The sequence below is a fragment of the Dolichospermum sp. UHCC 0406 genome (assembly GCF_009712025.1).
GTDB classification, from domain to species: domain Bacteria; phylum Cyanobacteriota; class Cyanobacteriia; order Cyanobacteriales; family Nostocaceae; genus Dolichospermum; species Dolichospermum lemmermannii.
Genome location: NZ_VILA01000006.1, coordinates 49,839 through 73,325, shown reverse-complemented (window position 1 = coordinate 73,325; position 23,487 = coordinate 49,839). Strand labels below are relative to the sequence as shown.

Annotated in this window: 18 protein-coding genes and 1 pseudogene; 13 read left to right on the top strand and 6 right to left on the bottom strand. The window is 38.2% G+C overall.

Annotation, left to right across the window (positions count from 1 at the left end):
* Window positions 1–72: 72 nt before the first annotated feature.
* The gene (locus FJR09_RS06390; protein ID WP_168654044.1) at window positions 73–1,122 is read right to left on the bottom strand and encodes a tetratricopeptide repeat protein; all 1,050 of its coding nucleotides are present in this window, start codon (window positions 1,120–1,122) and stop codon (window positions 73–75) included.
* Between the two features lie 454 nt (window positions 1,123–1,576).
* Between FJR09_RS06390 and ccsB the strand changes: the two genes are divergently transcribed.
* Together ccsB and FJR09_RS06380 are read left to right on the top strand one after the other, a co-directional pair.
* Window positions 1,577–2,614 (top strand): c-type cytochrome biogenesis protein CcsB, encoded by a 1,038-nt coding sequence (gene ccsB, locus FJR09_RS06385; RefSeq protein ID WP_168634670.1) that lies wholly within the window; start codon window positions 1,577–1,579, stop codon window positions 2,612–2,614.
* Between the two features lie 194 nt (window positions 2,615–2,808).
* The gene (locus FJR09_RS06380) at window positions 2,809–3,507 is read left to right on the top strand and encodes a sterol desaturase family protein (RefSeq protein WP_371416361.1); all 699 of its coding nucleotides are present in this window, start codon (window positions 2,809–2,811) and stop codon (window positions 3,505–3,507) included.
* A 287-nt stretch (window positions 3,508–3,794) separates the two neighbouring features.
* Here FJR09_RS06380 and FJR09_RS06375 read toward each other — a convergent pair whose 3' ends face one another.
* Complete coding sequence (locus tag FJR09_RS06375) at window positions 3,795–4,643, bottom strand: acyloxyacyl hydrolase (RefSeq protein ID WP_168652429.1); 849 nt, start codon at window positions 4,641–4,643, stop codon at window positions 3,795–3,797.
* A 347-nt stretch (window positions 4,644–4,990) separates the two neighbouring features.
* Between FJR09_RS06375 and FJR09_RS06370 the strand changes: the two genes are divergently transcribed.
* Window positions 4,991–6,025, top strand: coding sequence for a LuxR C-terminal-related transcriptional regulator (locus FJR09_RS06370; protein ID WP_254433047.1), 1,035 nt, complete (start codon window positions 4,991–4,993; stop codon window positions 6,023–6,025).
* Between the two features lie 11 nt (window positions 6,026–6,036).
* Here the strand turns inward: FJR09_RS06370 and FJR09_RS06365 are convergent, their stop codons facing one another.
* Window positions 6,037–6,207 (bottom strand): hypothetical protein, encoded by a 171-nt coding sequence (locus FJR09_RS06365; RefSeq protein WP_158310553.1) that lies wholly within the window; start codon window positions 6,205–6,207, stop codon window positions 6,037–6,039.
* 164 nt (window positions 6,208–6,371) lie between these two features.
* On the opposite strand from FJR09_RS06365, the gene FJR09_RS06360 reads away from it, so the two are divergent.
* From FJR09_RS06360 to tilS, 4 genes are read left to right on the top strand one after another with little or no spacing between them, the layout of a single operon-like run.
* The gene (locus FJR09_RS06360) at window positions 6,372–7,691 is read left to right on the top strand and encodes an NB-ARC domain-containing protein (protein WP_168652431.1); all 1,320 of its coding nucleotides are present in this window, start codon (window positions 6,372–6,374) and stop codon (window positions 7,689–7,691) included.
* A complete protein-coding gene (locus FJR09_RS06355; RefSeq protein ID WP_168654043.1) occupies window positions 7,684–9,153 on the top strand; it encodes an ABC transporter substrate-binding protein in 1,470 nt (489 codons plus the stop codon). The genes FJR09_RS06360 and FJR09_RS06355 overlap by 8 nt, the downstream gene beginning before the upstream one ends.
* A 56-nt stretch (window positions 9,154–9,209) precedes the next feature.
* On the top strand, window positions 9,210–10,220 hold the full coding sequence (locus FJR09_RS06350; RefSeq protein WP_168652433.1) for a serine/threonine-protein kinase: 1,011 nt from the start codon (window positions 9,210–9,212) through the stop codon (window positions 10,218–10,220).
* On the top strand, window positions 10,217–11,218 hold the full coding sequence (tilS, locus tag FJR09_RS06345) for a tRNA lysidine(34) synthetase TilS (RefSeq protein WP_168652434.1): 1,002 nt from the start codon (window positions 10,217–10,219) through the stop codon (window positions 11,216–11,218). The genes FJR09_RS06350 and tilS overlap by 4 nt, the downstream gene beginning before the upstream one ends.
* 266 nt (window positions 11,219–11,484) lie before the next feature.
* Here the strand turns inward: tilS and hmpF are convergent, their stop codons facing one another.
* On the bottom strand, window positions 11,485–13,233 hold the full coding sequence (gene hmpF, locus FJR09_RS06340) for a pilus motility taxis protein HmpF (protein ID WP_168652435.1): 1,749 nt from the start codon (window positions 13,231–13,233) through the stop codon (window positions 11,485–11,487).
* A gap of 122 nt (window positions 13,234–13,355) precedes the next feature.
* Here hmpF and FJR09_RS06335 point away from each other — a divergent pair.
* From FJR09_RS06335 to FJR09_RS06320, 4 genes and pseudogenes are all read left to right on the top strand, one after another.
* Window positions 13,356–13,579 (top strand): annotated as a pseudogene (locus FJR09_RS06335) (response regulator); the annotation flags it as partial.
* Window positions 13,580–13,766: 187 nt separating this feature from the next.
* The gene (locus FJR09_RS06330; protein WP_015081426.1) at window positions 13,767–14,138 is read left to right on the top strand and encodes a response regulator transcription factor; all 372 of its coding nucleotides are present in this window, start codon (window positions 13,767–13,769) and stop codon (window positions 14,136–14,138) included.
* A 7-nt stretch (window positions 14,139–14,145) separates the two neighbouring features.
* Window positions 14,146–14,679 carry a chemotaxis protein CheW gene (locus FJR09_RS06325; protein ID WP_015081427.1) on the top strand — a complete coding sequence of 178 codons (534 nt, stop codon included), beginning with the start codon at window positions 14,146–14,148 and terminating at the stop codon, window positions 14,677–14,679.
* A gap of 16 nt (window positions 14,680–14,695) precedes the next feature.
* Window positions 14,696–17,485 (top strand): methyl-accepting chemotaxis protein, encoded by a 2,790-nt coding sequence (locus FJR09_RS06320; RefSeq protein WP_015081428.1) that lies wholly within the window; start codon window positions 14,696–14,698, stop codon window positions 17,483–17,485.
* Here the strand turns inward: FJR09_RS06320 and FJR09_RS06315 are convergent.
* Complete coding sequence (locus FJR09_RS06315; protein WP_174783505.1) at window positions 17,477–17,626, bottom strand: hypothetical protein; 150 nt, start codon at window positions 17,624–17,626, stop codon at window positions 17,477–17,479. The genes FJR09_RS06320 and FJR09_RS06315 overlap by 9 nt on opposite strands.
* A gap of 30 nt (window positions 17,627–17,656) precedes the next feature.
* Here FJR09_RS06315 and FJR09_RS06310 point away from each other — a divergent pair, with 30 nt between their 5' ends.
* The gene (locus FJR09_RS06310; protein WP_015081429.1) at window positions 17,657–21,775 is read left to right on the top strand and encodes a hybrid sensor histidine kinase/response regulator; all 4,119 of its coding nucleotides are present in this window, start codon (window positions 17,657–17,659) and stop codon (window positions 21,773–21,775) included.
* Between the two features lie 502 nt (window positions 21,776–22,277).
* Window positions 22,278–23,147: a branched-chain amino acid ABC transporter permease gene (locus tag FJR09_RS06305; protein WP_168634658.1), complete on the top strand. Its 870-nt coding sequence runs from the start codon at window positions 22,278–22,280 to the stop codon at window positions 23,145–23,147.
* A 21-nt stretch (window positions 23,148–23,168) separates the two neighbouring features.
* On the opposite strand, the gene psaX is transcribed toward FJR09_RS06305, so the two are convergent.
* The gene (psaX, locus tag FJR09_RS06300; protein WP_015081431.1) at window positions 23,169–23,288 is read right to left on the bottom strand and encodes a photosystem I protein PsaX; all 120 of its coding nucleotides are present in this window, start codon (window positions 23,286–23,288) and stop codon (window positions 23,169–23,171) included.
* Window positions 23,289–23,487: the final 199 nt, after the last annotated feature.

Below are 23,487 nucleotides of genomic sequence, written 5' to 3'. Positions count from 1 at the left end.
TTTATTATTCAATTACAATTAAACATCCTGTTAATCCTTAAATCGGTGGATATCCTGATTCTGACAAAAATACTATTGTTGTAATTTTCTAATTCTATTCAAAGCATCCTGATAAGTTTCATTATTGCCCTGTTGTTGATATATTTTTGCTGCTTGTTGAAAATCAGATATCGCTTGAAATTTGTCTCCTAAAGTAGCGTATGCGTTTCCCCGGTTGTAGTAGGCATCAGCATTGTTAGGATTAATCTTGAGAGCTTGGTTGTAATCTTGTATGGCTGCTTGTTTATCTCCTAAATCATAACGGGCATTTCCCCGGTTGAGGTAGGACACGGCATCGTTAGGATTAATCTTGAGAGCTTGGTTGTAATCTTGTATGGCTGCTTGTTTATCTCCTAAAGCAGAACGGGTATTTCCCCGGTTGTAGTAGGCATTGGCATTGTTAGGATTAATCTTGAGAGCTTGGTTGTAATCTTGTATGGCTGCTTGTTTATCTCCTAAATCATTACGGGTAAGTCCCCGGTTGTAGTAGGCATCGGCATCGTTAGGATTAATTTTGAGAGCTTGGTTATAATCTTGTATCGCTGCTTGTTTATCTCCTAAAGCATCACGAAGATTTCCTCGATTGATGTAGGCATTGGCATCGTTAGGATTAATTTTGAGAACTTGGTTGTAATCTTGTATCGCTGCTTGATTATCTCCTAAATTATAATAAGCCATACCGCGATAGAATAAAGCTTCAGAATTATTAGGAGTAAGGCGAATTACTTCGTCATAAGCTAATATTGCCCCGCGATAATCTCCTATTTCATACTTATCCGCAGCCTGAACTAAGAAATCATCAGCTTTTTGTTTTGTCGTCTTTGGTGGTTCAGATAAACCTTGAGACAGTTGAATTAAAATATTAATAGGAATACCGGAATTTCTTCCAGATTTTACAGTCGCACTAGAGGTATTGATCTTATCAAAATCAATATCAATTTTAAAATTTTGGTTCTCAACCAGAGTTCCTTCAGCGTGGCTGGGTTGGTTGATAGTCGCAATTGTCGTTAATGCTGTCAGGGAAGCCAGAGTGACAATTTGCGTCAACCCTATCCACCCTTGACTAAATAACCTTTGTTTCATAACTTTAGGTAATTTTTGTGATATTAATTTGATACTGTTCTTATAATAAATTATATCTAAACGTGAGTAAGTTTGGGCAACTCACGGACTAATTTATATTCAAAACGTCTTAATCGTGTGATTACATAGTAGGGCTTTAGCAGCCCGCCTGGGAATGAATTCCCAGTCTAATAGCAAAAGTCATCTGAAGATGACTAAGAATTGTCTAAATCCTCAGTTTACTTTAGTAAACTTTAGCTATTAGCCCGGAAATTCATTTCTGGGCGGGTGTGGAAGCCAAACAAATAACGCATCCGTAGCTTAAGTTGACACCAATAAGCACTGCTAAACCCCTACACATCTCGGTTTTTAACTAAATATCTGGGCGCTATGAATTATGAAGGTTAATCTTGCCAATGACTAATCTCCAAAACCAGTTAGGATCAAGGAAATCGGAATTTGGAGAGAAGTGTTTATGAATCTGGTTGTACTCCAGAACTGGCTAGATAATGCCTCTTTTGCTGTCTTATTCTGTACGATGTTGGTTTATTGGGTGGGGGCGGCTTTTCCGAGTTTATCGGTGACAGCGGCTTTGGGAACAGCCGGTATGGCGATCGCTAATTTGTGTATGGCGACTTTATTAGGGGCAAGATGGATCGAAGCGGGTTATTTTCCCCTGAGTAATCTCTACGAGTCTTTATTTTTCCTGACTTGGGGAATTACTGCTGTCCATTTAATTGCCGAAAATAGCAGTCGTAGTCGTTTGGTGGGAGTTGTGACTGCACCTGTAGCGATGTGCATTGCTGCTTTTGCTACTCTAACTTTACCATCAAATATGCAGGTATCAGAGCCTTTAGTTCCGGCTTTGAAATCTAATTGGCTGATGATGCACGTCAGTGTCATGATGTTGAGTTATTCCGCTTTGATGGTAGGCGCATTGTTAGCGATCGCATTTTTAATTGTTACTCGCGGCCAAAATATCCAATTACAAGGTAGTTCCTTTGGTAATGGCGGTTATCGGAGTAATGGCTATAAACTACTTAAAGCTGGTGAGTTAGTTACATCTACACCCGCTGCGGAAACTAATGGCTTTTCTCGCGTTGAAATTAATAACAACGGGAATGGAACTGCGGTTTTGGATTTAGTCACAACCACTCCTATTCAAACCACTGAAATTCTTTCACCTCAACGCCTCAACTTGGCTGAAACCCTCGATAATATCAGCTATCGCATCATTGGTTTGGGATTTCCTCTCCTCACAATTGGGATTATTGCCGGTGGTGTTTGGGCTAATGAAGCCTGGGGTTCTTACTGGAGTTGGGACCCTAAGGAAACTTGGGCGTTAATTACTTGGTTAGTTTTTGCCGCTTATCTGCATTCTAGAATAACTCGCGGTTGGCAAGGTAGAAAACCTGCAATTTTAGCTGCTGCTGGTTTTGTTGTAGTTTGGATTTGTTATCTTGGTGTGAATCTTTTGGGTAAGGGTTTACATTCCTACGGTTGGTTTTTGTAAGTTCATTTTCCCCCTTTTCTTTTGAGAGGGGGGGGTTCGCGCAAAGACGCTAAGGAGCAAAGGCGCAAAGAAAGAACTATAATAATTCATGTTGTTTTATAAATACATAACCAGCCTTTATGCTCCCTAATTTGACGCAATTTGGTATCTCCAGTTTGTTTATGTTTTTCGTTCTTTCGACACGATACCTGATTGTGTCTTCGCTGCTTTATTGGTTACTTTGGGTTCGTCGTCCCCAGTCTTGGGAAGTTCGTCGTCTTCATGATCTGGATAGACGGAAGAGTAAAATGAAAAGCGAAATCAAATGGTCTCTCTTTTCCTGTCTTATTTTTGCTTTACCCAGTGCTTTTATCATGGAAATGATCGCATTAGGACAAACAAAAGTTTATATAAATCCTATCCAATATGGCTGGGTTTATTTGCCAGTAAGTCTGTTTATATATTTGTTTATCCACGATACTTATTTTTATTGGACTCATCGCTGGTTACATATTCCTAGCATATATCACCGCTTTCATAAGGTGCATCACGAATCTATTAACCCTACTCCCTGGACTTCTTTTTCTTTTGATCCAGTTGAGAGTATGATGACGGCAATTATTATTCCTATTTTGGTTTTTATTATTCCTATTCACATTAGTATGATCATTTTATTGCTAACATTAATGACGATATTTGGCGTTGTCAATCATACAGGTTATGAGGTTTATCCCCGTTCCTGGATGCGTGGTTTTTGGGGGAAAAATTGGATTACTCCAACTCACCATACTCTTCATCATCACAAGTTTAATTGTAATTATGGTCTTTATTTTCGGTTTTGGGATCAGTTGATGAATACAGATGTGATGGTGAAAACGCCATTTATTCTGAAGAAAAATAGAAGTAATAACTAATGTGGTATTGTGGTTGAATTTTTATTCAATAAATTCTACATCAACAGATGAACACTGTTCTAAATAATCACAAGTAACAGCTACTAATGAACCAAACAGAAATAGTCTGCTTTAAATTCATATCTTTGATACCTCATTTTTTTAGCAAACATGGAATCAACCGATCTGTACGTGTAGTTTATTATTTCTTTGTTGTGTAATATAAAAATATTTATGCAAAGAATTCGATTAATGAAAGCAAGTTTGTAGGGTGAATCTGAATCCACCCCACAATATGCAATTAACGATTAAAAACCTTGCCGATAACCAACGCTCACAGCAGGGGAATTAATGGAACCAATTTCGGTTTCTGTATTATTCTTCTTTGATGTATAGCCAGTCAAACCTACGTATCTAAATTCAACGAAGGCATTACCCTTTTTGACGACTTCATACTGAACACCTACTTTTCCTTGATAAGCAAAAGATGTGCCATAATCAAACCCGTTGAGTCCATTATCTTGATCACTAATAAAACCCAAGCCTATACCAGCGCCAAGGTAGGGACGAAATTTAGACCTAGTAGCAATATCGTAATAACCATTCACAAAGGCGGTAGTTAAATTGATTTTGCCAACTCCTGAAGTGGGTGGATTCTGATTCTGATCATTAGGTACTCCCCCAGCGCTAACGCTTTTTAACTCATCATTGCCAAAAGCACCACTACCAATTTCTAGTTCAGCACGAGCATTTTTCCACTGATAACCACTAGCTATATTCCAATAAGAGCCAGGATATAAGCTCAACTCATTTTCAATCTCATTGGGGATGTTGGCATTCTGCAAAAGTTGGATTCTAGCAGCATCTGTGAATTTTCCTTTTAGCTTTACATCACTTGGAAAACCCCGACCCACACTTGCACCTAAATAAAAGTAATTACTTGCAGGCAGCTTAGAATCGGTATCACCACTGTTATATGTGGATGCTAGGGTATTGACTGGTTGAGTATTATTAGTGTTTTGATCTACTGAATCAGTCGAGTTAGAATTTTGGGACATTAAGTCGGCCGCTTTCCTAGAAACTTCCTCCGCTTGAGCAGGAGTCGTGACTAAAGTAGCTAATATAGCTAACCCTAAAAAGCACTTGTGTTTATTCATGATGTAGGTAAACCTTAATTTTCAACCTGAAAAACGAAATTATTTTGAGTTAGAGACTGTGTAAAAGTGACCTTAGCTGCGATACCAGTAAAGTCTGTTAAAAGCATTTCTTCCCCCCCAGCTATGTCACAAAATTTGATATTTCTATTCGGTGACATATCTATTAAGCACAAGTATGACATATTTACTTACAGGTGTCAACCCCATAACAGAGATTTAAATTTTCAGATCACGTACTTAACTATCACCTTTGCCTAAGTGATAATAATCACATAGCATAATTGATGTTAAATTACTGTAAAATAGCCACAATCGTGAATATATAACTGATGCAATTAAAATCAAGAATGAATCAACAAGAGTTTGAACGCGTATTCTATAACCTCACAGAAAACCGCAAAAACGTATTGCAGAAAATACTTTCAGGCCATACAGATATGGATATAGCCGAAGCGATGAACATTACAGAAGCATCCGTGAGAAAGTATGTGGAAAGAATATGTTACGAATTTGGACTGAATAATGAACCTGCTGATAATCGTCGTTACAAACGCTCAGACTTGGTTGGATTGTTTGCTAAATATAAACCAGAGTTATTAACTGATAGTCAATCTAAATGGACAAAAGAACTAGCAAAAACAGAAGATGAAGATCATGAAGATATTACTAAATCTATCTTGTATTTACTATCAGTTCATAAACCCGTTCCAGAAGAACTAAAAAAGGTGCTAAGACGCATGAATTTCAGTGAAAAAGAAAAAAAAGAAATTGCTAAATCTCTAAATCAATTAGGACATGAAAGCTACCTGAGTAATGATTTTATAATTGCTGCATCTTATCTAGAATTAGCAGTGGAATTAAATAAAAATCATGGTTCTGCTCACTATAATCTAGGGGCAACTTACGAAAAGTTAGATAATTTAGATGATGCTTGTCATCATTATCAGATTGCAATTAAATATCAAAACCGCGCTGCTGATGCTGCTATTAATAATTTAGCTCGGTTGCAAATTCTCCAAGGAAATAGTGCAGATGCTGTGAAAATTATTGAACCAATTTTGTCAAAGGTGAAAGATGACACAGTTAAAGTTTCATTACACAAAAATCTTGCTTGGGCATATTTTCAGCAAAATTCTTATGAACAAGCACACCAACATTTACTTATTTGTCTGGAATTAGAAAACAATTATTCTCCAGCTTATTGCTTATTGGCACAAGTCCAAGCAGCACAAGGAAATCGGCAAGCTTCTAGAGAATCATGGCGAAATTTTATAGAATTTTATACCCATGATCAAGAACTTAAAAAAGCCCATTGTAAATTACCAGAATTAGAAATTTGTAAGTTGGAAGCGATGAGAATTATTAATTCTCCAGACAAATAATATCCGCTCCATTAATTAGGAGGAACTAGAGGATCATCATCCTCATCTCCTTGATGACTCTGTGTAAACCAAATATTTTGCCCTTGCAGTGATTGTATTGATATTACCTGCAAAATATTATACTGTCTGTTGACGTTAGCAACTTCTGCTAGTGAAATTACTGAATTATCTTGATAAGCCATAACAACCTCTTTTTTGTCCTTACACAATCAAGTATCTCAATATTAGATGTAACTGTAAATACAATTAACTAATCAGTATTTAGCTAATAAAGACTAATAAAACTAATAAAGTTATGGCAAATTAAGATACAATCCAGAACAGGATATCAGGAGAGAACTAGACCATGGATACAAAACAGATAATTAGAGGATTAAAGGATTGGGTAAAGCGTGAAAAAGGCATAGATTTTCATTTAAATGCTTGTCAAGAAGCGATTTTAGAATATTCTTTGCAAAATATCGCCTATGCCAATATGGATAATCTCGGTTATGCTGTTGACACTATCAAAAATAATACGGGTCCTGATTTATTCAAATACCTCAGTCAAGTTACAGATAGAAAAGTTAGCAAAAAGAATTGCTTCTTAACTCTCCCACGACTTTTAGAACATCCTGGTACTGAGGAAGACACAGAAAACAATTTATTACGGATAGATTTACGGGAAGCACCAGTTCCTAAAGATTTCTATGGCCGTGTAGAAGAATTATCTAAGTTAGAAACATGGATAGTTAAAGAACACTGTCCTTTGGTGGGGGTTTTTGGTATGGGTGGGATTGGGAAAACACCACTATTAAGAAAGTTTGTGGATAAAGTTAAAGATAAATTTGATTATATTATCTGGAAGAAGCTTGAATATTCCCCTTTTTTAGAAGATTTTTTAACTCATATAGAATCATATTTTTCAGCTAATAATTTAGAAGAAAATCCCCATAAAAAAAATATATCTCAGAGAATTCTTAGCCTAATTTCTTTCTTAAATCAACATCGGTGCTTACTGATTTTTGATAATTGGGAAAAACTAATGGCAACTGATGAAATATCAGAAGATCAGCAAAAAATAAACTATTCTAACTATGGAAAACTTTTAAAATCTGTTGCAACATTAGAACATCAAAGTTGCGTAGTATTTGTCAGTTTACAAACACATCAACAAATGGATATTGTGGACAGATCCAGAGTTAGAGAATTAACATTAACTGGTTTAAATAATCAAGATTCTCAATACATATTGAAGAATTTTAAATTGTCAGAAAAGGGACGAGAAAGACTTATTAAACAATATCAAGGACATCCATCAGCTTTAGAATTTGCTGCTCAACATATTCAAAATAATTATAATGGTGAAATTGATGACTTTCTCAAAGGAACATTTTTTATTCATGATGTCATAACTGATTTATTTGATAAACATATTTCTGGTTTATCAAATATAGAACTCAATATCGTGCGAAAATTAGTTTATGAAACAGAACCAATGTCACTTCCTGAAATTTATCAATTATTTCCCTCTATTTCTCAAGCAAAAATTGGTCAAGCCATAGATAAATTATGTACAGATGGGTTAATTGCAAGGGATGATAGCCAAAGATTACCAACTTTTTGTATTGTGCATCCTTTACTTATTAAATATATTAAAAGACGTTTCCCTGAAAAAGATGACTAAAATGACAAATTTTTCCAGAAAAATCCGTAAATATCCAATTTTAGCTAAATGGTTATTTTTAATAATCTTGATACTTAGTTTTTCTTCCTGGATATATTTGATTTTTAATCCGCAATTATTGATAAATATTTTTTCTCAAAATTGGTGTAAAGATTTTGAGTTAAATGACAATTTATCTTGTGGAGAAGAAAGTCTCTTTACAAAAAATAAATTTCCATTGTTTCAACAAGGTAACTTTAAAAAAGCTGTTGATTTTTTTACTAAACAGAGACTTAATAATCAAAATAATCCAGAAATTTTAATCTACCTCAACAATGCCAAATTGATGCAACAAGGCAAAAAAAGTTACACTATTGCTATTGTTATTCCTATTAATCAGGATGCTAGAGGTATAGCAGAAGCCTTGTTAAGAGGTGCAGCACAATTTCAAGAAGATTTCAACAAAGATCCTAAAAATCCAGGTTTAAAAATTCTGGTTGTTAACGATGAAAATAAACCTGACACAGTTGATAAATTAGCTGAACATCTGCTTTCTAAAAATGATGTAATCGCAGTCATTGGACATTATACATCTGAAGTAACTAAAGCAGCTTTACCTGTTTATCAAAAGAACAAAGTTGTTGTTATTGCTCCTGCTACGGCTGCTAGAAAAAGTCTTTTTTCCGGTAAGAAAGTTTTACCAAACTTCTTATTTCGGACTATCCCCAGTGTGAAACTTCAGATTCCTAAATTAATTGAGCAATTGCAATTATCACAATTAGCTATTAAAGAAAAAGTAGCTGTTTTTTACAATCCAAACAGCACTTTTAGTCAATCTGCTTTTGAAGAATTTCGTAACCAATTAGGTGCAAGTAAGATAATTGAACAAGATATATCTATATCTAAATTTATGCCCCGTAAAATCTTAAATGAAGTTAAGCAGCAAGGGGCAAAAGCACTGATTCTCATTCCTGATGGTAAAGTTAATCATTATAGTTTTAAAAATACTTTAAACCTGATAGATGTCAATGAAGATCAACTGCCAATGGCAGGATACTCGACTCTATATGATGAGACTATACTCTATAAACAGAATGTCAAAAAACTTTTAATAGTCGTTCCTTGGCATCCTTTATCTAGTCCTAATAAAGAGATGATTCAAAGAGCTAAACAACTTTGGGGAACTGCTAACATAGGTGTTCAAACCGGAATATCTTATGATGCTACTTTGGTTTTGACAAAAGCTCTAGAAAAAGTATCTATATCTCATAGTTTGCCAAACCAAAGATTGGCTATACAGCAGCAATTAAACAATATAAAACAGGTAACAGGAGGAGCTTCAGGAACTATCTCTTTTGATAATGATGGAGATATGATAGAAAACACTTCTCAAATAGTTCGTGTTATCCCTACTAAATGTGCCATATCTGGGGCAATATTTGTCCCAATGAACTATGATTTGACAAAATTAGATTGTCAATAAATGATCAAGAATTCTAAAATAAATAAGTAGTTGATTAACCCAAAAGAGAGAAAGCTATGATTGAACCTGGAGATATTATCCATAATCGTTATCATGTTCTGCAAGAATTAGGAGATGGTGGTTTTGGTAAGACTTTTGAAGTAGAAGATACGTTCATGAATGATCATAAAGTCATTAAAATTTTAACCCAATCAAGTGATAAAGTCTTGGGACTTTTTAAACAAGAGTTTAATGTATTACAACAATTAAATAATCCGGGAATTCCCCGCGTAGAAGTGGATGCTTACATTAAATTTAAATGTCCTCACACCCCGGAAGCTTTACATGGTTTAGTCATGGAGAAAATTGCTGGACAGGATTTGGGTAAATGGTTGGAACAAAATTACAAAATTCCTAATAGCCAACAAGCTATCGAATGGCTAGAACAATTGACCCTGATTCTATCTCATGTTCATAGTCAGAACTATTTACATCGGGATATTAAGCCAAATAACATAATGTTAAAACCTGATGGTCAATTAGTATTAATTGATTTTGGTATTGTTAAAGAATTTATCCAAAAAATTCAAAAGCAAACTATTCCGGCTACAATAGTGGGATCATTAGGCTATTGTTCACCAGAGCAAGAAGCCGGTAAAGAGGTAGATTATACATCTGATTTTTTCTCCTTAGGGCGGACATTTCTGCACTTACTCACAGGAACTTATCCTGGATACGATAACTTTCAAAGAGATAGACAAACCGGAAAGTTATTATGGCAAGATAAAGCCCCAGAAATTTCTGAAGAATTTAAAGATTTAATTGATTATTTAATGGAGCATGATCCAAAAAATAGACCACAAAATACACAAAAAATTTTGCGGTTCATCCAAAAAATTAAAGCTGGTCAAAAACAAGTTATCCTCCCTATCCCAATTGTTTTCTTCAGCTTTGCTCTCAATTTCGTTTTTCTGACTTTACTAGCTATGGAAGTTACATTAGGTATAGGCTTGAAAGTTCTCTTCGTCGTTGTTCTATGTGTGATTGGCGGGTTTCTCTTTTTACCTTTGATTAAATATCTATTATGACATGGACACCCCTCCACGCCCAAATACATCGGACTATCCGCGCCCGTAATCTATTTGAGCGCAATCAAAAGCTATTAGTCGCAGTATCGGGTGGACAAGATTCCCTATGCTTAATTAAATTACTATTAGATCTACAACCCAAATGGGAGTGGAACATAGCCATAGCCCATTGTGATCATTGTTGGCGCGAAGACTCCCAAGCTAATGCTCACCATGTTAAAAATTTAGCGAAAACTTGGCACACACCCTTCTATTTAGAAACAGCTAATCAACCTGTTAACAGTGAAGCCACAGCCAGAAATTGGCGATATCAGGCCTTAACAAAAATCGCCCAGTCTTATAACTATCAATATATTATTACCGGACATACTGCCAGCGATCGCGCGGAAACTTTACTATACAATTTAATGCGTGGTACTGGTGCTGATGGTTTACAAGCTTTAACTTGGCAACGTCCCCTAACTGACAATATCATGTTAGTGCGTCCATTATTAGAAGTTAACCGTTCCCAAACAGAGCAATTTTGTCAAGAGTTTAATTTACCAATTTGGGAAGATTCCACCAATCAAAATTTACAATATGCGCGAAACCGCATTCGTCAAGAATTAATCCCCTATTTAAAAGCGAATTTCAATCCCCAAGTAGAAGCAAATTTAGCGCAAACAGCCGAACTTCTACAAGCAGAGGTAGAGTATTTGGAACAAACAGCCCATCAGTTGCGGCTAGAAGCCTCAGTACAGGGCGAGAAAGGTAATTTAAAGGTAAACCGCTGTTTATTAAAAAAAGTACCCCTAGCTTTACAACGTCGGGTCATGCGTCAGCTACTTCAAGAAATACTTCCTGATGCCCCTAATTTTGAACACATTGAAAAAATCACAGCCTTAATCACAGCCCCCAATCGTTTCCGAACAGATCCTTTTCCTGGAGATTGGACAGCAATAGTCCAAGGTGACTGGATTTATATATACTCAAAACGGTTGGGACATGGACTTTTGTAAAATCACGAAAAACCTAGATTTGTAGGGGTTTAGCAATGCTAAACCCCTACCCGCTTAAATCAAATAATTAAGCCGTGTTGAGTATAACTTAATCAAAAAAAGAAGGATCTGTATCCGTAGCATCCATTAAGAAAAATGAGCAAATAAGCAACTAGTACAACACGGCATAAATAAACCAACCATTCTAAATCGTTAAAAAGCCTATACTGTCTTCGTTTTGACTTTTGACTTTTGACTTTTGACTTCCGCCCTGCGGTACTAGTTACTTACCCCTGGGAGAGAGTTAGACTCATAAAACTCTGGAGAGTTTGACGCATCTGGGTAACAATCAGAAATTGAGAATTACCACTTGCTTGGACTTGAGTTAAAGATTCAGAAATATTTTGTAATTGATCCCGTAAACCATCAAGAGCATCCTGAATAGGTTGCAGAGCTTCTTGATAAAGATTAACTCTTCCCCAGCATTCAGCAGTTGCTGTTCGTAAATTTAGTAATTGCTCCTCTAGGGAGTTGACTTCCTGACGCTTTGCTTCTACTTCCTGGGTTTGATGATCAATTGTCTCTTGATCTGCGGCGATAGTAGTCAGCATCTGCACCATGTCACCCTCTAGCTTCTGGATTTGGGTAGATTTTTGCTGTTTTTGGGCTTCAAGTTGCAAAACCATTGATTCTAAATTACTAGATTCACCTTCTCTGACAACCGCAATCCCTTGTCTTTGCCACAATACAACTTGTTTTTGCTGGAGAGTTTTTTGCTGTCCGATCAAATTGCGTCTTTGCCCAACTAGACTTTCGTTTAGCATCTGGCAAAGATCCCGTTCATCAGCTAATTCTAATTCTAAATTTACCCGTTCTCCCCCAGCGGAATGGACAATTTTTTCCTGAAGTTCTTCTATAAATTTTTGCTTGTATTGAAGTTCCTGTTCTTGTTCTTGCACAAAATCAGAATCCCTGTCTAACTTCTCCTGCCAATTTTGCACCATTTGCTCCAATTCCTTCAGAGGCATTTTCTGCAAGGCTGCTACATCAATTCCCCATTTAGGAACTTCAGTTTCAGTGTTAGCTGCCAAATGATGTAGCTTTTGGTAAAACTCCTCCTCCGTTCCTAGCTGCTGTTTGAGTATCGTAGTTAATTCCTGTTTACTATTAACTATTGTTGTTTTCAATTGCACCTGAGTAATTTGTTGTGCTAAGGAATTTTGTACCTTTTGCAATTCATTTTGGCAACCAAACAGCTTTTGCATCAGTTCCTCTCCCTCCTTTTGCTGCTGATTAGCTGAATGACGTTGGATTTCCAACTTTTGCCAATGTAGATTTAAAGCATCCTGTTGCTGATCTGCAAATTCAAAAGCATAATTAAGACTTTCCTTAACTGTGTCAATGGGAGTAGTTTGACTAGATAAGCGATCAAGTAAATCACTCAGGACTCGATTGCGCTCTTGATCTACAGATTTAGACTTTTGATAATTTAAACTTATCTCCTCCAAGCGACTCTGTTCAAATCGCAAATGCTCCCAAGCCCCTTCTAAATCCCGGTGATTACTTTCAACCTCTGTCCGTAATCGATCAATCTCTGTACCAGATGTATCAAATAAATGTTTATGTGTATCTATCCGTTTAGAGTCATGCTCCAATCTTTGTACTTGCTCCCAACGGAATTCCATCTCGGTTTCTCGACGATTCAGTTCCTGAGCCTGGATCATCAGCGACTGTTTCCACTGATCAATTTCCTCTTCTTTGAGTTTAAATTTTTGCACTTGTTGGGAAAAATTCTGCAAAATATTTACCAATGGACGACCTGCATCCTGAATCCGCTGTACTAGACGATTCGGACTCAATTCCACCAGTACCAATGCACGATCATTTAATTTACTTGCTTGATCAGCAATAATTATTTCGTTCGGTATTGGACTCCAATTTTGGTCATTACGTTGACAGGCGATTAGTTTTAGTGCGCTTTTGCCACTACCAAGTAACCCACTCTTCGGTTTTTGTACTTCTGCTAAATACAGCACACCGTCAATCCTTTTGATCTACTTTGTCTCTGTATTGTATAATATAAGAGGGTGTTTGAAAAGTCGGACAAGTTGTCTATTGCCAACTAGTGATTTGTGAGACGATAGCATCAATCCTAAAATTACAAGGTTATGAGATTTGTGCCATGCTGCGGCATTCCACAGTCTTTCGGGTTGTACCAATTATTATTATGCTGACTGGCAAAGATGGACTTATTGATCGTGTTCGTGCCAGGATGGTAGGGGCAACTGATTATCTGACTAAACCTTTACAGATCAAGAATTGCTAATGCTGATAGAGCAATATCTCAATTTAGATTATTGTTCAGGTGTACAAATAGGATAGAAGACTTGCTGATTGGGTGCAAGATGGGCTAAAAGATGTTATCACAAGAATAAAATAGTTGTCTAACCAACTTCCATCTACGGTAAAGTAGTGAAACAATAAACTTAATTTATACAGTTCATCTTTGTCATGAGAGCAAATTATTTTCCTCAAGGGAAAGTCTAAATCAGGAGGTAAATAGACATTTATGAGCACAATTCTAATTGTTGAGGACAGTATCGTCCAAAGAGAGATGATGACAGACCTTCTGAAAGCTAGTGGCTTAGAAGTTACTCATGCAAGCGATGGCGCAGAAGCTTTAGAAGCCATTCACAAAGCACCTCCCGATTTGGTGGTTTTGGATATTGTCATGCCCCGCATGAATGGCTATGAACTCTGTCGGCGCTTAAAATCTGATCCTAAAACCCAAAATGTTCCTGTAGTCATGTGTTCTTCTAAAGGTGAAGAATTCGATCGCTATTGGGGGATGAAACAAGGGGCAGATGCCTATATAGCTAAACCCTTTCAACCAATCGAGTTGGTAGGAACAGTCAAACAACTGCTGCGAGGACAAGGATGAAAATAATATGGTTAACAAACCAGATTTTTTAAATGGAAGTGAGCAAGATCAATTCCGTCCCGAATTACAACTAGAAAGTCCCCAAGGTGAGTTGCATTTGCGGTTTTATCTGCCCTCACGTCAGGAATTTGCATTACAAGCTATGGGAATTCGGGAAGTAATTGAACTTAGTCCTGATCGGATTACACCAATTCCTAATACATCTCCCTTACTTTTAGGAACGCTAAATTTACGGGGACGCTTGATTTGGGTGGCTGATTTGGGGCAATTTCTCGGTGAAACAACCCCATTAAACACGGATTGCTCAGAAATCCCTGTCATTGCCATTGAAGATCAAGATACGATAGTAGGCTTAGGAGTAGAAGAAATTTGTGGGATGGACTGGCTTGATGTACAGTATCTAAAGCCACAAAATAACGTACCAGATGCTATGGCTCCGTTTTTGCGGGGAGAGTGGTTATTTGATACAGAAAAAGAAAAAAAATATTTACGACTACTGGATCAAATAGCAATTTTGCGAAGTGCGCGGTGGGCAGAATGAACTAGGGAGGGAGGATATGGAAGCACGTATAGACAATCAAGAGCTAACTTATGATCGGGCAAGAATAGCTTATGAGCAACAAGACTATGAATTAGCCGCGGTATTAATTGATAAGTTGGTGCAAAATTCACCAACTGACCCTAACTTACATTTGTTAAAGGGACATACATACTATATGTTGCAACAATACGATGTGGCTAAAGATAGCTACCAAAGCGTATTGTATTTAACAAGCGAAGAAGAAGTTATTCGTCTTGTTAATAATTGTATTGCAACTATAGATCAGTATACAGAGCCTTTTAGTGATTATAAATCTCCATTTCATGGTCTGGTGACAACTGGAGAATCTTTGGATTTAGGGATGATGGGGAATTTGCATAGCCGCAGTGTGGAAATGAACTCCTTTGCAGAATATGAACCACCCCTAGATCCTCTAGAACATAATCCGTTCGCAAGTCATCCAGATAGTATGGAATTTGACAGCAATGCCTTAGATGGTGTCATGAGTGATGATCCCTTTGGTGTACCTACCGAATATCTCACCAGTGATCCAATATCAGGTCAATTAGAGTTACCACCTTTTTGGCAAGAAGATATTTCTGGCGGTGATAATCAGGCTGTTATTAATCACAATTTAGCTAATGAAACTTCAGCAATTAGTGATGATTCCAGCAGCTATTCACCTTTTGCAGCAACTAAATTATCCCTTGATTATGACTCTGAAAATCAGACTGAGATATTGATGGGGGAAGATATAGACGACTTAATGGATGATAACTTTGAAGATTTAACCCTCAGCCAAAACGATACATATTTAGAGATTAACGAACAGGCAATCAACAACAATCAAGATCAACCAATATCGGCATCATTTACCAACAATTCTGCGCCACCACAACGGCAGTTTAATTTCAACTCTTCATCAGCAAAAAATAACTTTGATGATGATAGTTTTGACTTAGATGCGTTTGAATCTGCTTTTGGGGCAGAGAATGAAGGAGATTTAGGGGCTGAAACCTTTATTTCCACTAAAGATACTAGTAATATCTCCAGTGGAGGCAGTAATAAGAATAATATAGAGTTTTTAAACGACTTTGATGAATTCGATGATCTCGGTGATAGACCAGGATTTGATCTCACTGAAGATAGCAGTTTTGGCGATGGGGGAATGCTGTCAGAATCTCCAGATAGTCGGGGAAATTCGCTAAATCAATTTGTTGATGACTCATTCAATGATCAAGAAAGCGATGCTTATCAAGATCGCAGTCATCGTGATCAAGAACTATTCACAATTACTGGCGCTCAAGAAGCAGTTCCTGTTTTTACCCAATCAGAGGTGGCGAAGACAGAACCCAATGTAGCCTTTGACCAAGGCCTATTTGGACCCTTTGAAAACGCCTCCCTCGATAAAAAACAATGGTGGATAGCCGGAACTGTCGGCTTAGTATCACTAGTGGGTGTAGCTATTGTGAGCGCGGTGACAATTTCAATTTCACCGGCTCAACAACGGGAATCCGTGAGAAATACAGGTTGGTTAATGGCCTTAGCCGCAGGAGCTACAGGTGCAGCTACCGCTGGGTTTATGAGTAATCTCACTCTCAAACAAATTCGCCGGACTACTAAGGATCTGCAAAGTCAGTTTGATTCTGTCCGTCAAGGCAATATGAATGTGGAAGCAACAGTCTATTCACAAGATGAATTAGGCTATTTAGCCACTGGCTTTAATGATATGGCTAGGGTAATTTTCACAACTACGAATGAAGCCCAACGCAAAGCCATGGAGATGGAAGAAGCTAAAGAAAACCTGCAACGTCAGGTAATTCGCCTTCTGGATGACGTAGAAGGAGCAGCCAGAGGAGATTTGACAGTTCAAGCCGAAGTCACAGCCGACGTACTGGGAGCGGTTGCTGATGCCTTTAACCTGACAATTCAAAATCTCCGGGATATTGTCCAACAGGTAAAAGTGGCGGCACGGGATGTGACCAAAGGTTCAACCAATTCCGAAACTTTTGCTAGAGCCTTATCTGGGGATGCTTTACGACAAGCAGAAGAGTTAGCTGTGACGTTGAATTCCGTCCAGGTCATGACTGATTCCATCCAACGGGTAGCAGAAGCAGCCAAGGAAGCGGAAACTGTAGCCCGTGAAGCCAGTAAAATCGCTCAGAAAGGGGGAGAAGCGGTAGAAAATACGGTGGTAGGGATTTTGGAAATTCGGGAAACAGTCGCAGAAACTAGCCGAAAAGTGAAACGATTGGCGGAATCTTCCCAAGAAATTAACTCTATTGTTGCCATAGTTTCACAAATTGCTTCCCGTACCAATTTGTTAGCTCTTAATGCCAGTATTGAAGCGGCAAGAGCGGGAGAAGCAGGTAGAGGATTCGCTATTGTAGCTGATGAAGTGCGACAGTTGGCAGATCGATCTGCTAAGTCCTTAAAAGAAATTGAGCAAATCGTGATGCAAATTCAAAGCGAAACTAGCTCCGTTATGACAGCTATGGAAGAAGGGACACAACAGGTAATTCATCAAACTAGATTAGCAGAAGAAGCCAAGCGATCGCTAGACAATATTATCCAAGTAGCCGATCATATTGATATTTTGGTAAGATCAATTACCAGTGATACCGTAGAACAAACGGAAACTTCTCGTGCTGTGGCACAAGTAATGCAATCTGTGGAACTAACGGCTCAAGAAACCTCTCAAGAAGCACAGCGGGTTTCTGGAGCATTGCAACATTTAGTGGGAGTATCCCGCGACTTGATTGCCTCCGTGGAACGCTTCCGAGTAGAAACCACTGAATCAAGGTGAAAGGGAATAGGGAACAGGGAATAGGTAATAGGGAACAGGGAATAGGTAATTGGTAATTGGTAATTGGTAATACAGAATCTTACCTCTGGCAACCGACAACTGACAACTGACAACTGACAACTGACAACCGACAACTGACAACTGACAACTAACAACCCTATTTAACTCACTATGCAGCCGGAACAACAACAACGGATTTTAGGTTACTTTCTCGAAGAAGCCAGGGAACACCTAAACACTATTGAACAAGGATTACTGAATCTCCAAAGTACCCTGGAAGATTCAGAAATGATTAATGAAGTCTTCCGTGCAGCCCACTCCATCAAAGGTGGTGCGGCCATGTTGGGTCTGAGTAGTATTCAGCAAACATCCCACCGACTTGAGGATTGCTTCAAGATTCTGAAGGAGCATCCTATTCAAGTAGACCAAAGGTTAGAATCTTTACTACTGAATGTCTGTGATACATTAAAAGCGCTGATAGACAGTCTTGGCAATCCCTTTGGTTTATCAGCAGAAAAAGCTCAAGCTTTGATGCTTAAAACTGAACCAGTCATGCAATGGCTGAATGAGCATATAGAAACACTGTTAAAGCAAGGAAATAATGGAGTAGACAACCTTAATCACAATCATCTCCAACCACCAATATCTGTGATTCCCCAGATCCAGAAATCACCTATAACAACCAGACAAAATCAGGATTGGACAGAGTTTCAAGGGCAGGTATTAGAAATTCTGCGGGAAATGCTGCAACAGTTTAAACAAACTAACTTAGGGCGTTCCCGCGAAAATTTGCAAGAATGCTGCCATCAATTAGTAAAAATTGGTAGAGACTTAAATTTATCAAATTGGTGTAGTTTGTGTGAATCGGCAGCCCTTGCCATATCTAATCCTGATCATAGTTATCTGACTTTAGCCAAAATTATTATTACTGAAATTAAACAGGCTCAAGAATTAGTTCTTCAAAATCAAGATGCAAAAATTGCGATTAGTCAACAGCTAGAAACTCTGTTTCCTCTCCCACAACTCGAGTTATTGGAATTTGAGGAAACTTTATTTACAGACACAACAGAACTAAATTTAGAACCATTAGAATTTGGTAATCTGTTGGACAATAGTCCAGATTTACAATTCCCCTCAGATAATGTTATCACAGAATTAATCTCAGTTTCTAGAGAATCTCACCAGCTTGATCCTGAAAATGAGGCAACTAACACTAATAAGTTAGAAGAATTATTGACATTCACTGAAGACGATGAATTGTCGGTTATAGTTGAAATAACTGAAGCAGAAAATATTGCCCTCTCAGAAATAGCCAGCACCTCTGAAATCAGTTTTGATAATTTGTTATTAGAGGAGGATAAATACGCAAAAGATCAGGCAGATGAAAATGCTAATTCTTCCGCAAAAATTATTCCTACAACCATAAAAACATCAAAAATAAAACCATCAGCACCAGAAAGTTTATCATTAGATAATCTGTTTGTAGAAGTAGCAAAGAATCCACCACCGCTAACAAATGAAATTGATGACTTATTTGGAACATCAGAAATTACAACTAATCTTGCTAATTCAATAGATAATTTAGATAACTTCTGGGATGATCTGGACACAACAGACTCAGAAATTACTACTTCAGTTAATCAAGATATAGCTAAAGAATTAGAGCAAAGTTTATTTAGTGCATCAGTTGAGATTGTTCCCAAAAATCAGCTTTCAGCTACAAATAATAGTTTAGATACAAAAGAGTTTGATCTGATTTCCCAAGCACAAGAACAATCTTTTGATTTATTTTTCACATCAGATACTGATAGCCAGACGCAAACTGAAGATAATTTATTTGGTGATTTTGGAGATGTAACCACAGAACCAGAAACAGATATTTCTGTAGTGGGTGAAACTTCTCCACAATTAGAGTTGGCAAATGGAGAAGAATTTTCATTAGATGAATTTGCGGCAATAGAAGCATTTTTAGATGAACCTGCCAGCGCAACTCTGGTAGAACTATCTTTACTAGATGAATTTGCGGCAATAGAAGCATTTTTGTCCGCATTCCCAGAAGAAAGTACCCGTCAGGAATCTATTCAAGATGAAGATTTTGCAGCATTAGAAGCATTGCTGAGTGAGAATGAAGATAATGGACTAAAGATTAGTTCACAGCCACCAATAATTATTCAACCTACTGTAGTTAAGTCTCAAAATACTTTTTTGCCCCTTCGACAAGCTCAGGACAACCTCTTAGGACTAGAAGATGAATTTAGTGAATTAGAAAACTTGTTAGAACAGGCTGATAAAAAAATATCTAACTCATCAGCAACATCAAGAAAAACTTCTACAAGTAAAATCCCCCGTCCCATGACTCGACGGACGATAAAAGAAGAAAGCATCAAAATTCCAGTTAAACAACTGGATGATATGAGTAACTTGGTTGGGGAGTTGGTGGTAAATCGCAACACCTTAGAGCAGGATCATGAACGTCTACGACAGGCACTAGATAGCCTATTGCTTCAGGTGCAGCACCTCTCCGATGTGGGAATGAGGATGCAGGAATACTACGAGCGATCGCTCGTAGAATCCTCTCTTCTCTCCACTCGCCGCTCTAGAGAATATGATGATTCATCGGACAATTCCCATAATCGTGGGTTCAGCGAAATCGAAATGGATCGATTTACGCCTTTTCATATCCTGGCGCAAGAAATGATTCAGTTCATCGTGCGAGTCCGGGAGTCAGCCAGTGATATTGACTTTATTACCGAAGAAACAGAACAGGTAGCCCGACAGTTACGCCAAGCAACTAACCAGCTACAAGCAGGACTAACAAAAGCCAGAATGGTGACATTTGCCCAAGCTGTTGATCGATTAAGGCGAGGAGTGCGGGATAATGCCATTAGATATGGCAAACAGGTAGAGTTAGTCACAGAAGGTGTTGATACCCTGGTTGACAAGATGATTTTAGATCATCTGACAGATCCTTTGACTCACATGGTCAATAATGCGATCGCCCACGGCATTGAAACCCCAGAAATCCGGCAAGCAGCGGGTAAATCACCCACAGGTATCATTAATATTCGCGCCTTACAACAAGGAAACCAAACCATTATTTCTGTCAGTGACGATGGCGCTGGTATTGATCATCAAAAAGTTAAAAACAAGGCGGTTAAAAAAGGTATCCTGACCCCTGAACAGGCACAAACCATGTCTCGGATAGATGCCTATGAACTTTTATTCCTCCCTAGCTTCAGTACCGCCGATGAAGTAGACGATATCAAAGGCAGGGGTATGGGCATGAACGTCGTCCAAAACGATATCAGCGAAATTCGCGGGACAGTTGGGACTGACTCCACACTAGGTCAAGGAACTAGCTTTACAATTCGTCTGCCACTGACTCTGAGTATTTGTAAAGCCCTATTCTGCATCTGTGATCGCACCAGAATCGCTTTTCCCATGGATGGTGTAGAGGATACTCTAAGTATCACAGCCAAAAACATTCAGCAAGATGCTGAGGGACAATCATTTATTGTCTGGAGAGATATTAACCTCCCCTTCCAACCTTTAAAAGACATCTTAGTTTTTAATCGTCAGCTTACCCGTGGGAACTTCTATGGGACTAAAAAAGATGATGATCTGATTTCTGTAATCATTGTCCGCTCAGGGAATACAATGATTGCTTTACAAATTGATCAAATTCTGAGTCAACAGGAAATTGTAATTAAGCAATTTGAAGGTCCAGCACCTAAACCCAGTGGTATAGCTGGTGCTACAGTTCTTGGCGATGGTATGATTATGCCTATCGCTGACGTATTGGAAATTATTGATATCTTCCAAGGTAAGATTTCTAAACATATCGGTGGAAATTGGCAGCACTCAGGTTTATCCTCAATAGACATCCCACTCGCTGATAAGGTAGAAATAACAGTATTAATTGTTGATGACTCGATCACAGTTAGACAACTTTTATCTCTGACCTTTGCAAAAGCTGGATATCGTGTAGAACAAGCCCGTGATGGACAAGAAGCCTGGGATAAACTTCGTTCCGGTTTACCTTGCGATATCGTTTTCTGTGACATCGAAATGCCTCGTTGTGATGGACTAGAATTTCTCTCACGGATTCAAAAAGATAGTTCTTTTGACCAGCTACCTATTGCTATGCTTACCTCTCGTGGTGCTGATAAACATAGACAAATGGCGCTACAGCTTGGGGCTAGTGGCTACTTTACTAAACCCTATTTAGAAGAAGCACTTTTAGAAGCAGCTTCGCGGATGCTCAAAGGAGAAAAACTCGTAATTGCTTAACCCTTTTTCCTGGATTTCTCGCAAGAGGTAAGTAAGTCAACACAATAAAACCAAACTGTGTAAAGAAATGTAAAATCGCTGAAAACTTCTTCACCCTTGCCTCTTGCATGAGTGCCTTTTGCCTTGCTATAACGAGAATTTTTAACGCCAACCTACTTAATAACTGCTGAAATGTTTTGCACCCGCAGGGACGGGGTTTCCCCAGGGAAAGCGCATCTTATCAATAAGGGCGATTCAATCTCAATAATGACCAAAATATTCGCATTAACGACCACTTATTGACAATATTTTAGTCCATCACTATGATCCTGAAAAAATCAATCAAACGATAAATAGGGATTTCTTGGTTTATACATTAAAACGGTATTTTGTCAATAAGATTTAGATGCGTTTCCCCTGCATATATAGCGGGCAAGATGCCCGCACTACATAAGTTTTCTGTTCCCTCTGACTGAATAGCAACTTCAAAAATTCACAATAATTTCACCGTAACTTCATATTTATGGATATACAACAATTTGCTCAATTAATTATCAACGGTATTGCTGTAGGTAGCATTATCGCCCTAGCAGCAGTTGGACTGACCTTAACCTATGGGATTTTGCGGTTGTCTAATTTTGCCCACGGTGATTTTCTCACTTTGGGAGCTTATTTAACCCTTATAGTCAATGGTATGGGTCTAAATATTTGGCTGTCAATGATTGTGGCTACCTTGGGAACTGTGGGAGGAATGTTACTAGCAGAAAAGTTGCTGTGGTCAAAAATGCGGTCTATCCGTGCTAGTGCGACAACTCTGATTATTATCTCTATCGGTCTAGCTTTATTTCTCCGCAATGGGATTATTTTTCTCTGGGGAGGTAAAAACCAAAATTATAATTTGCCTGTGATTCCGGCTTTAGAATTTGGGACATTAAAAGTACCGCAAAATCAATTATTGGTGCTGGGATTAGCGATTATGGCGATTTTATCGCTTCACTACTTGCTGCAAAATACCAAAATTGGTAAGGCAATGCGGGCAGTAGCTGATGATTTAGATTTAGCTAGAGTTTCTGGTATTAATGTTGATCGAGTAATTTTGTGGACTTGGGTAATTGCTGGGACATTTACTTCTTTAGGTGGCAGTATGTACGGGCTAATTACCGCCGTGCGTCCAAATATGGGTTGGTTTTTGATTTTACCTTTGTTTGCTTCAGTGATTTTGGGCGGAATTGGCAATCCTTACGGAGCGATCGCCGCAGCGTTTATTATTGGTATTGCCCAAGAAGTTAGCACCCCCTGGCTAGGTTCACAGTATAAGCAAGGTGTAGCCCTATTAATCATGATTTTGGTGCTGCTTATTCGCCCCAAGGGTTTATTCAAAGGCACGATTTAAGCAGCACCAGCCTACTTCTAACTAGTCAATGATGTGGAAGTAGTAAGCTGCTACTAAAAAGTTAATAGCCAAAAGTAGCAATGCCCAACCAGTACGGAAAACGTAGGAAGGTTTAGCAGCAGGTTTGCTCTTAGCAGTCATAAGCGGTTCTCCTAATTTAGTGACTTTTTAAGAAATAGCAAACTCACGCGCCAATTTTGCAAATTCTTTAAAAATGTTTTTGTAAGGAATCAGGAGTCAGGAGTCACCGAGTCACCGAGTCACCGAGTCAGGAGTCAGGAGGAAGAAAGAAGTAAATAAAGAAATTTATATCCATGCTCCCCTACTCCCCCTACTCCCC

Coding starts and splice junctions, on each gene's coding strand:
- FJR09_RS06310 (WP_015081429.1), top strand. CDS start 17,657: ATGCAGCCGGAACAACAACAACGGATTTTAGGTTACTTTCTCGAAGAA.
- FJR09_RS06390 (WP_168654044.1), bottom strand. CDS start 1,122: ATGAAACAAAGGTTATTTAGTCAAGGGTGGATAGGGTTGACGCAAATT.
- FJR09_RS06350 (WP_168652433.1), top strand. CDS start 9,210: ATGATTGAACCTGGAGATATTATCCATAATCGTTATCATGTTCTGCAA.
- FJR09_RS06365 (WP_158310553.1), bottom strand. CDS start 6,207: ATGGCTTATCAAGATAATTCAGTAATTTCACTAGCAGAAGTTGCTAAC.
- tilS (WP_168652434.1), top strand. CDS start 10,217: ATGACATGGACACCCCTCCACGCCCAAATACATCGGACTATCCGCGCC.
- FJR09_RS06330 (WP_015081426.1), top strand. CDS start 13,767: ATGAGCACAATTCTAATTGTTGAGGACAGTATCGTCCAAAGAGAGATG.
- FJR09_RS06360 (WP_168652431.1), top strand. CDS start 6,372: ATGGATACAAAACAGATAATTAGAGGATTAAAGGATTGGGTAAAGCGT.
- ccsB (WP_168634670.1), top strand. CDS start 1,577: ATGAATCTGGTTGTACTCCAGAACTGGCTAGATAATGCCTCTTTTGCT.
- FJR09_RS06325 (WP_015081427.1), top strand. CDS start 14,146: ATGGTTAACAAACCAGATTTTTTAAATGGAAGTGAGCAAGATCAATTC.
- FJR09_RS06355 (WP_168654043.1), top strand. CDS start 7,684: ATGACTAAAATGACAAATTTTTCCAGAAAAATCCGTAAATATCCAATT.
- FJR09_RS06370 (WP_254433047.1), top strand. CDS start 4,991: ATGAATCAACAAGAGTTTGAACGCGTATTCTATAACCTCACAGAAAAC.
- FJR09_RS06305 (WP_168634658.1), top strand. CDS start 22,278: ATGGATATACAACAATTTGCTCAATTAATTATCAACGGTATTGCTGTA.
- FJR09_RS06375 (WP_168652429.1), bottom strand. CDS start 4,643: ATGAATAAACACAAGTGCTTTTTAGGGTTAGCTATATTAGCTACTTTA.
- FJR09_RS06320 (WP_015081428.1), top strand. CDS start 14,696: ATGGAAGCACGTATAGACAATCAAGAGCTAACTTATGATCGGGCAAGA.
- psaX (WP_015081431.1), bottom strand. CDS start 23,288: ATGACTGCTAAGAGCAAACCTGCTGCTAAACCTTCCTACGTTTTCCGT.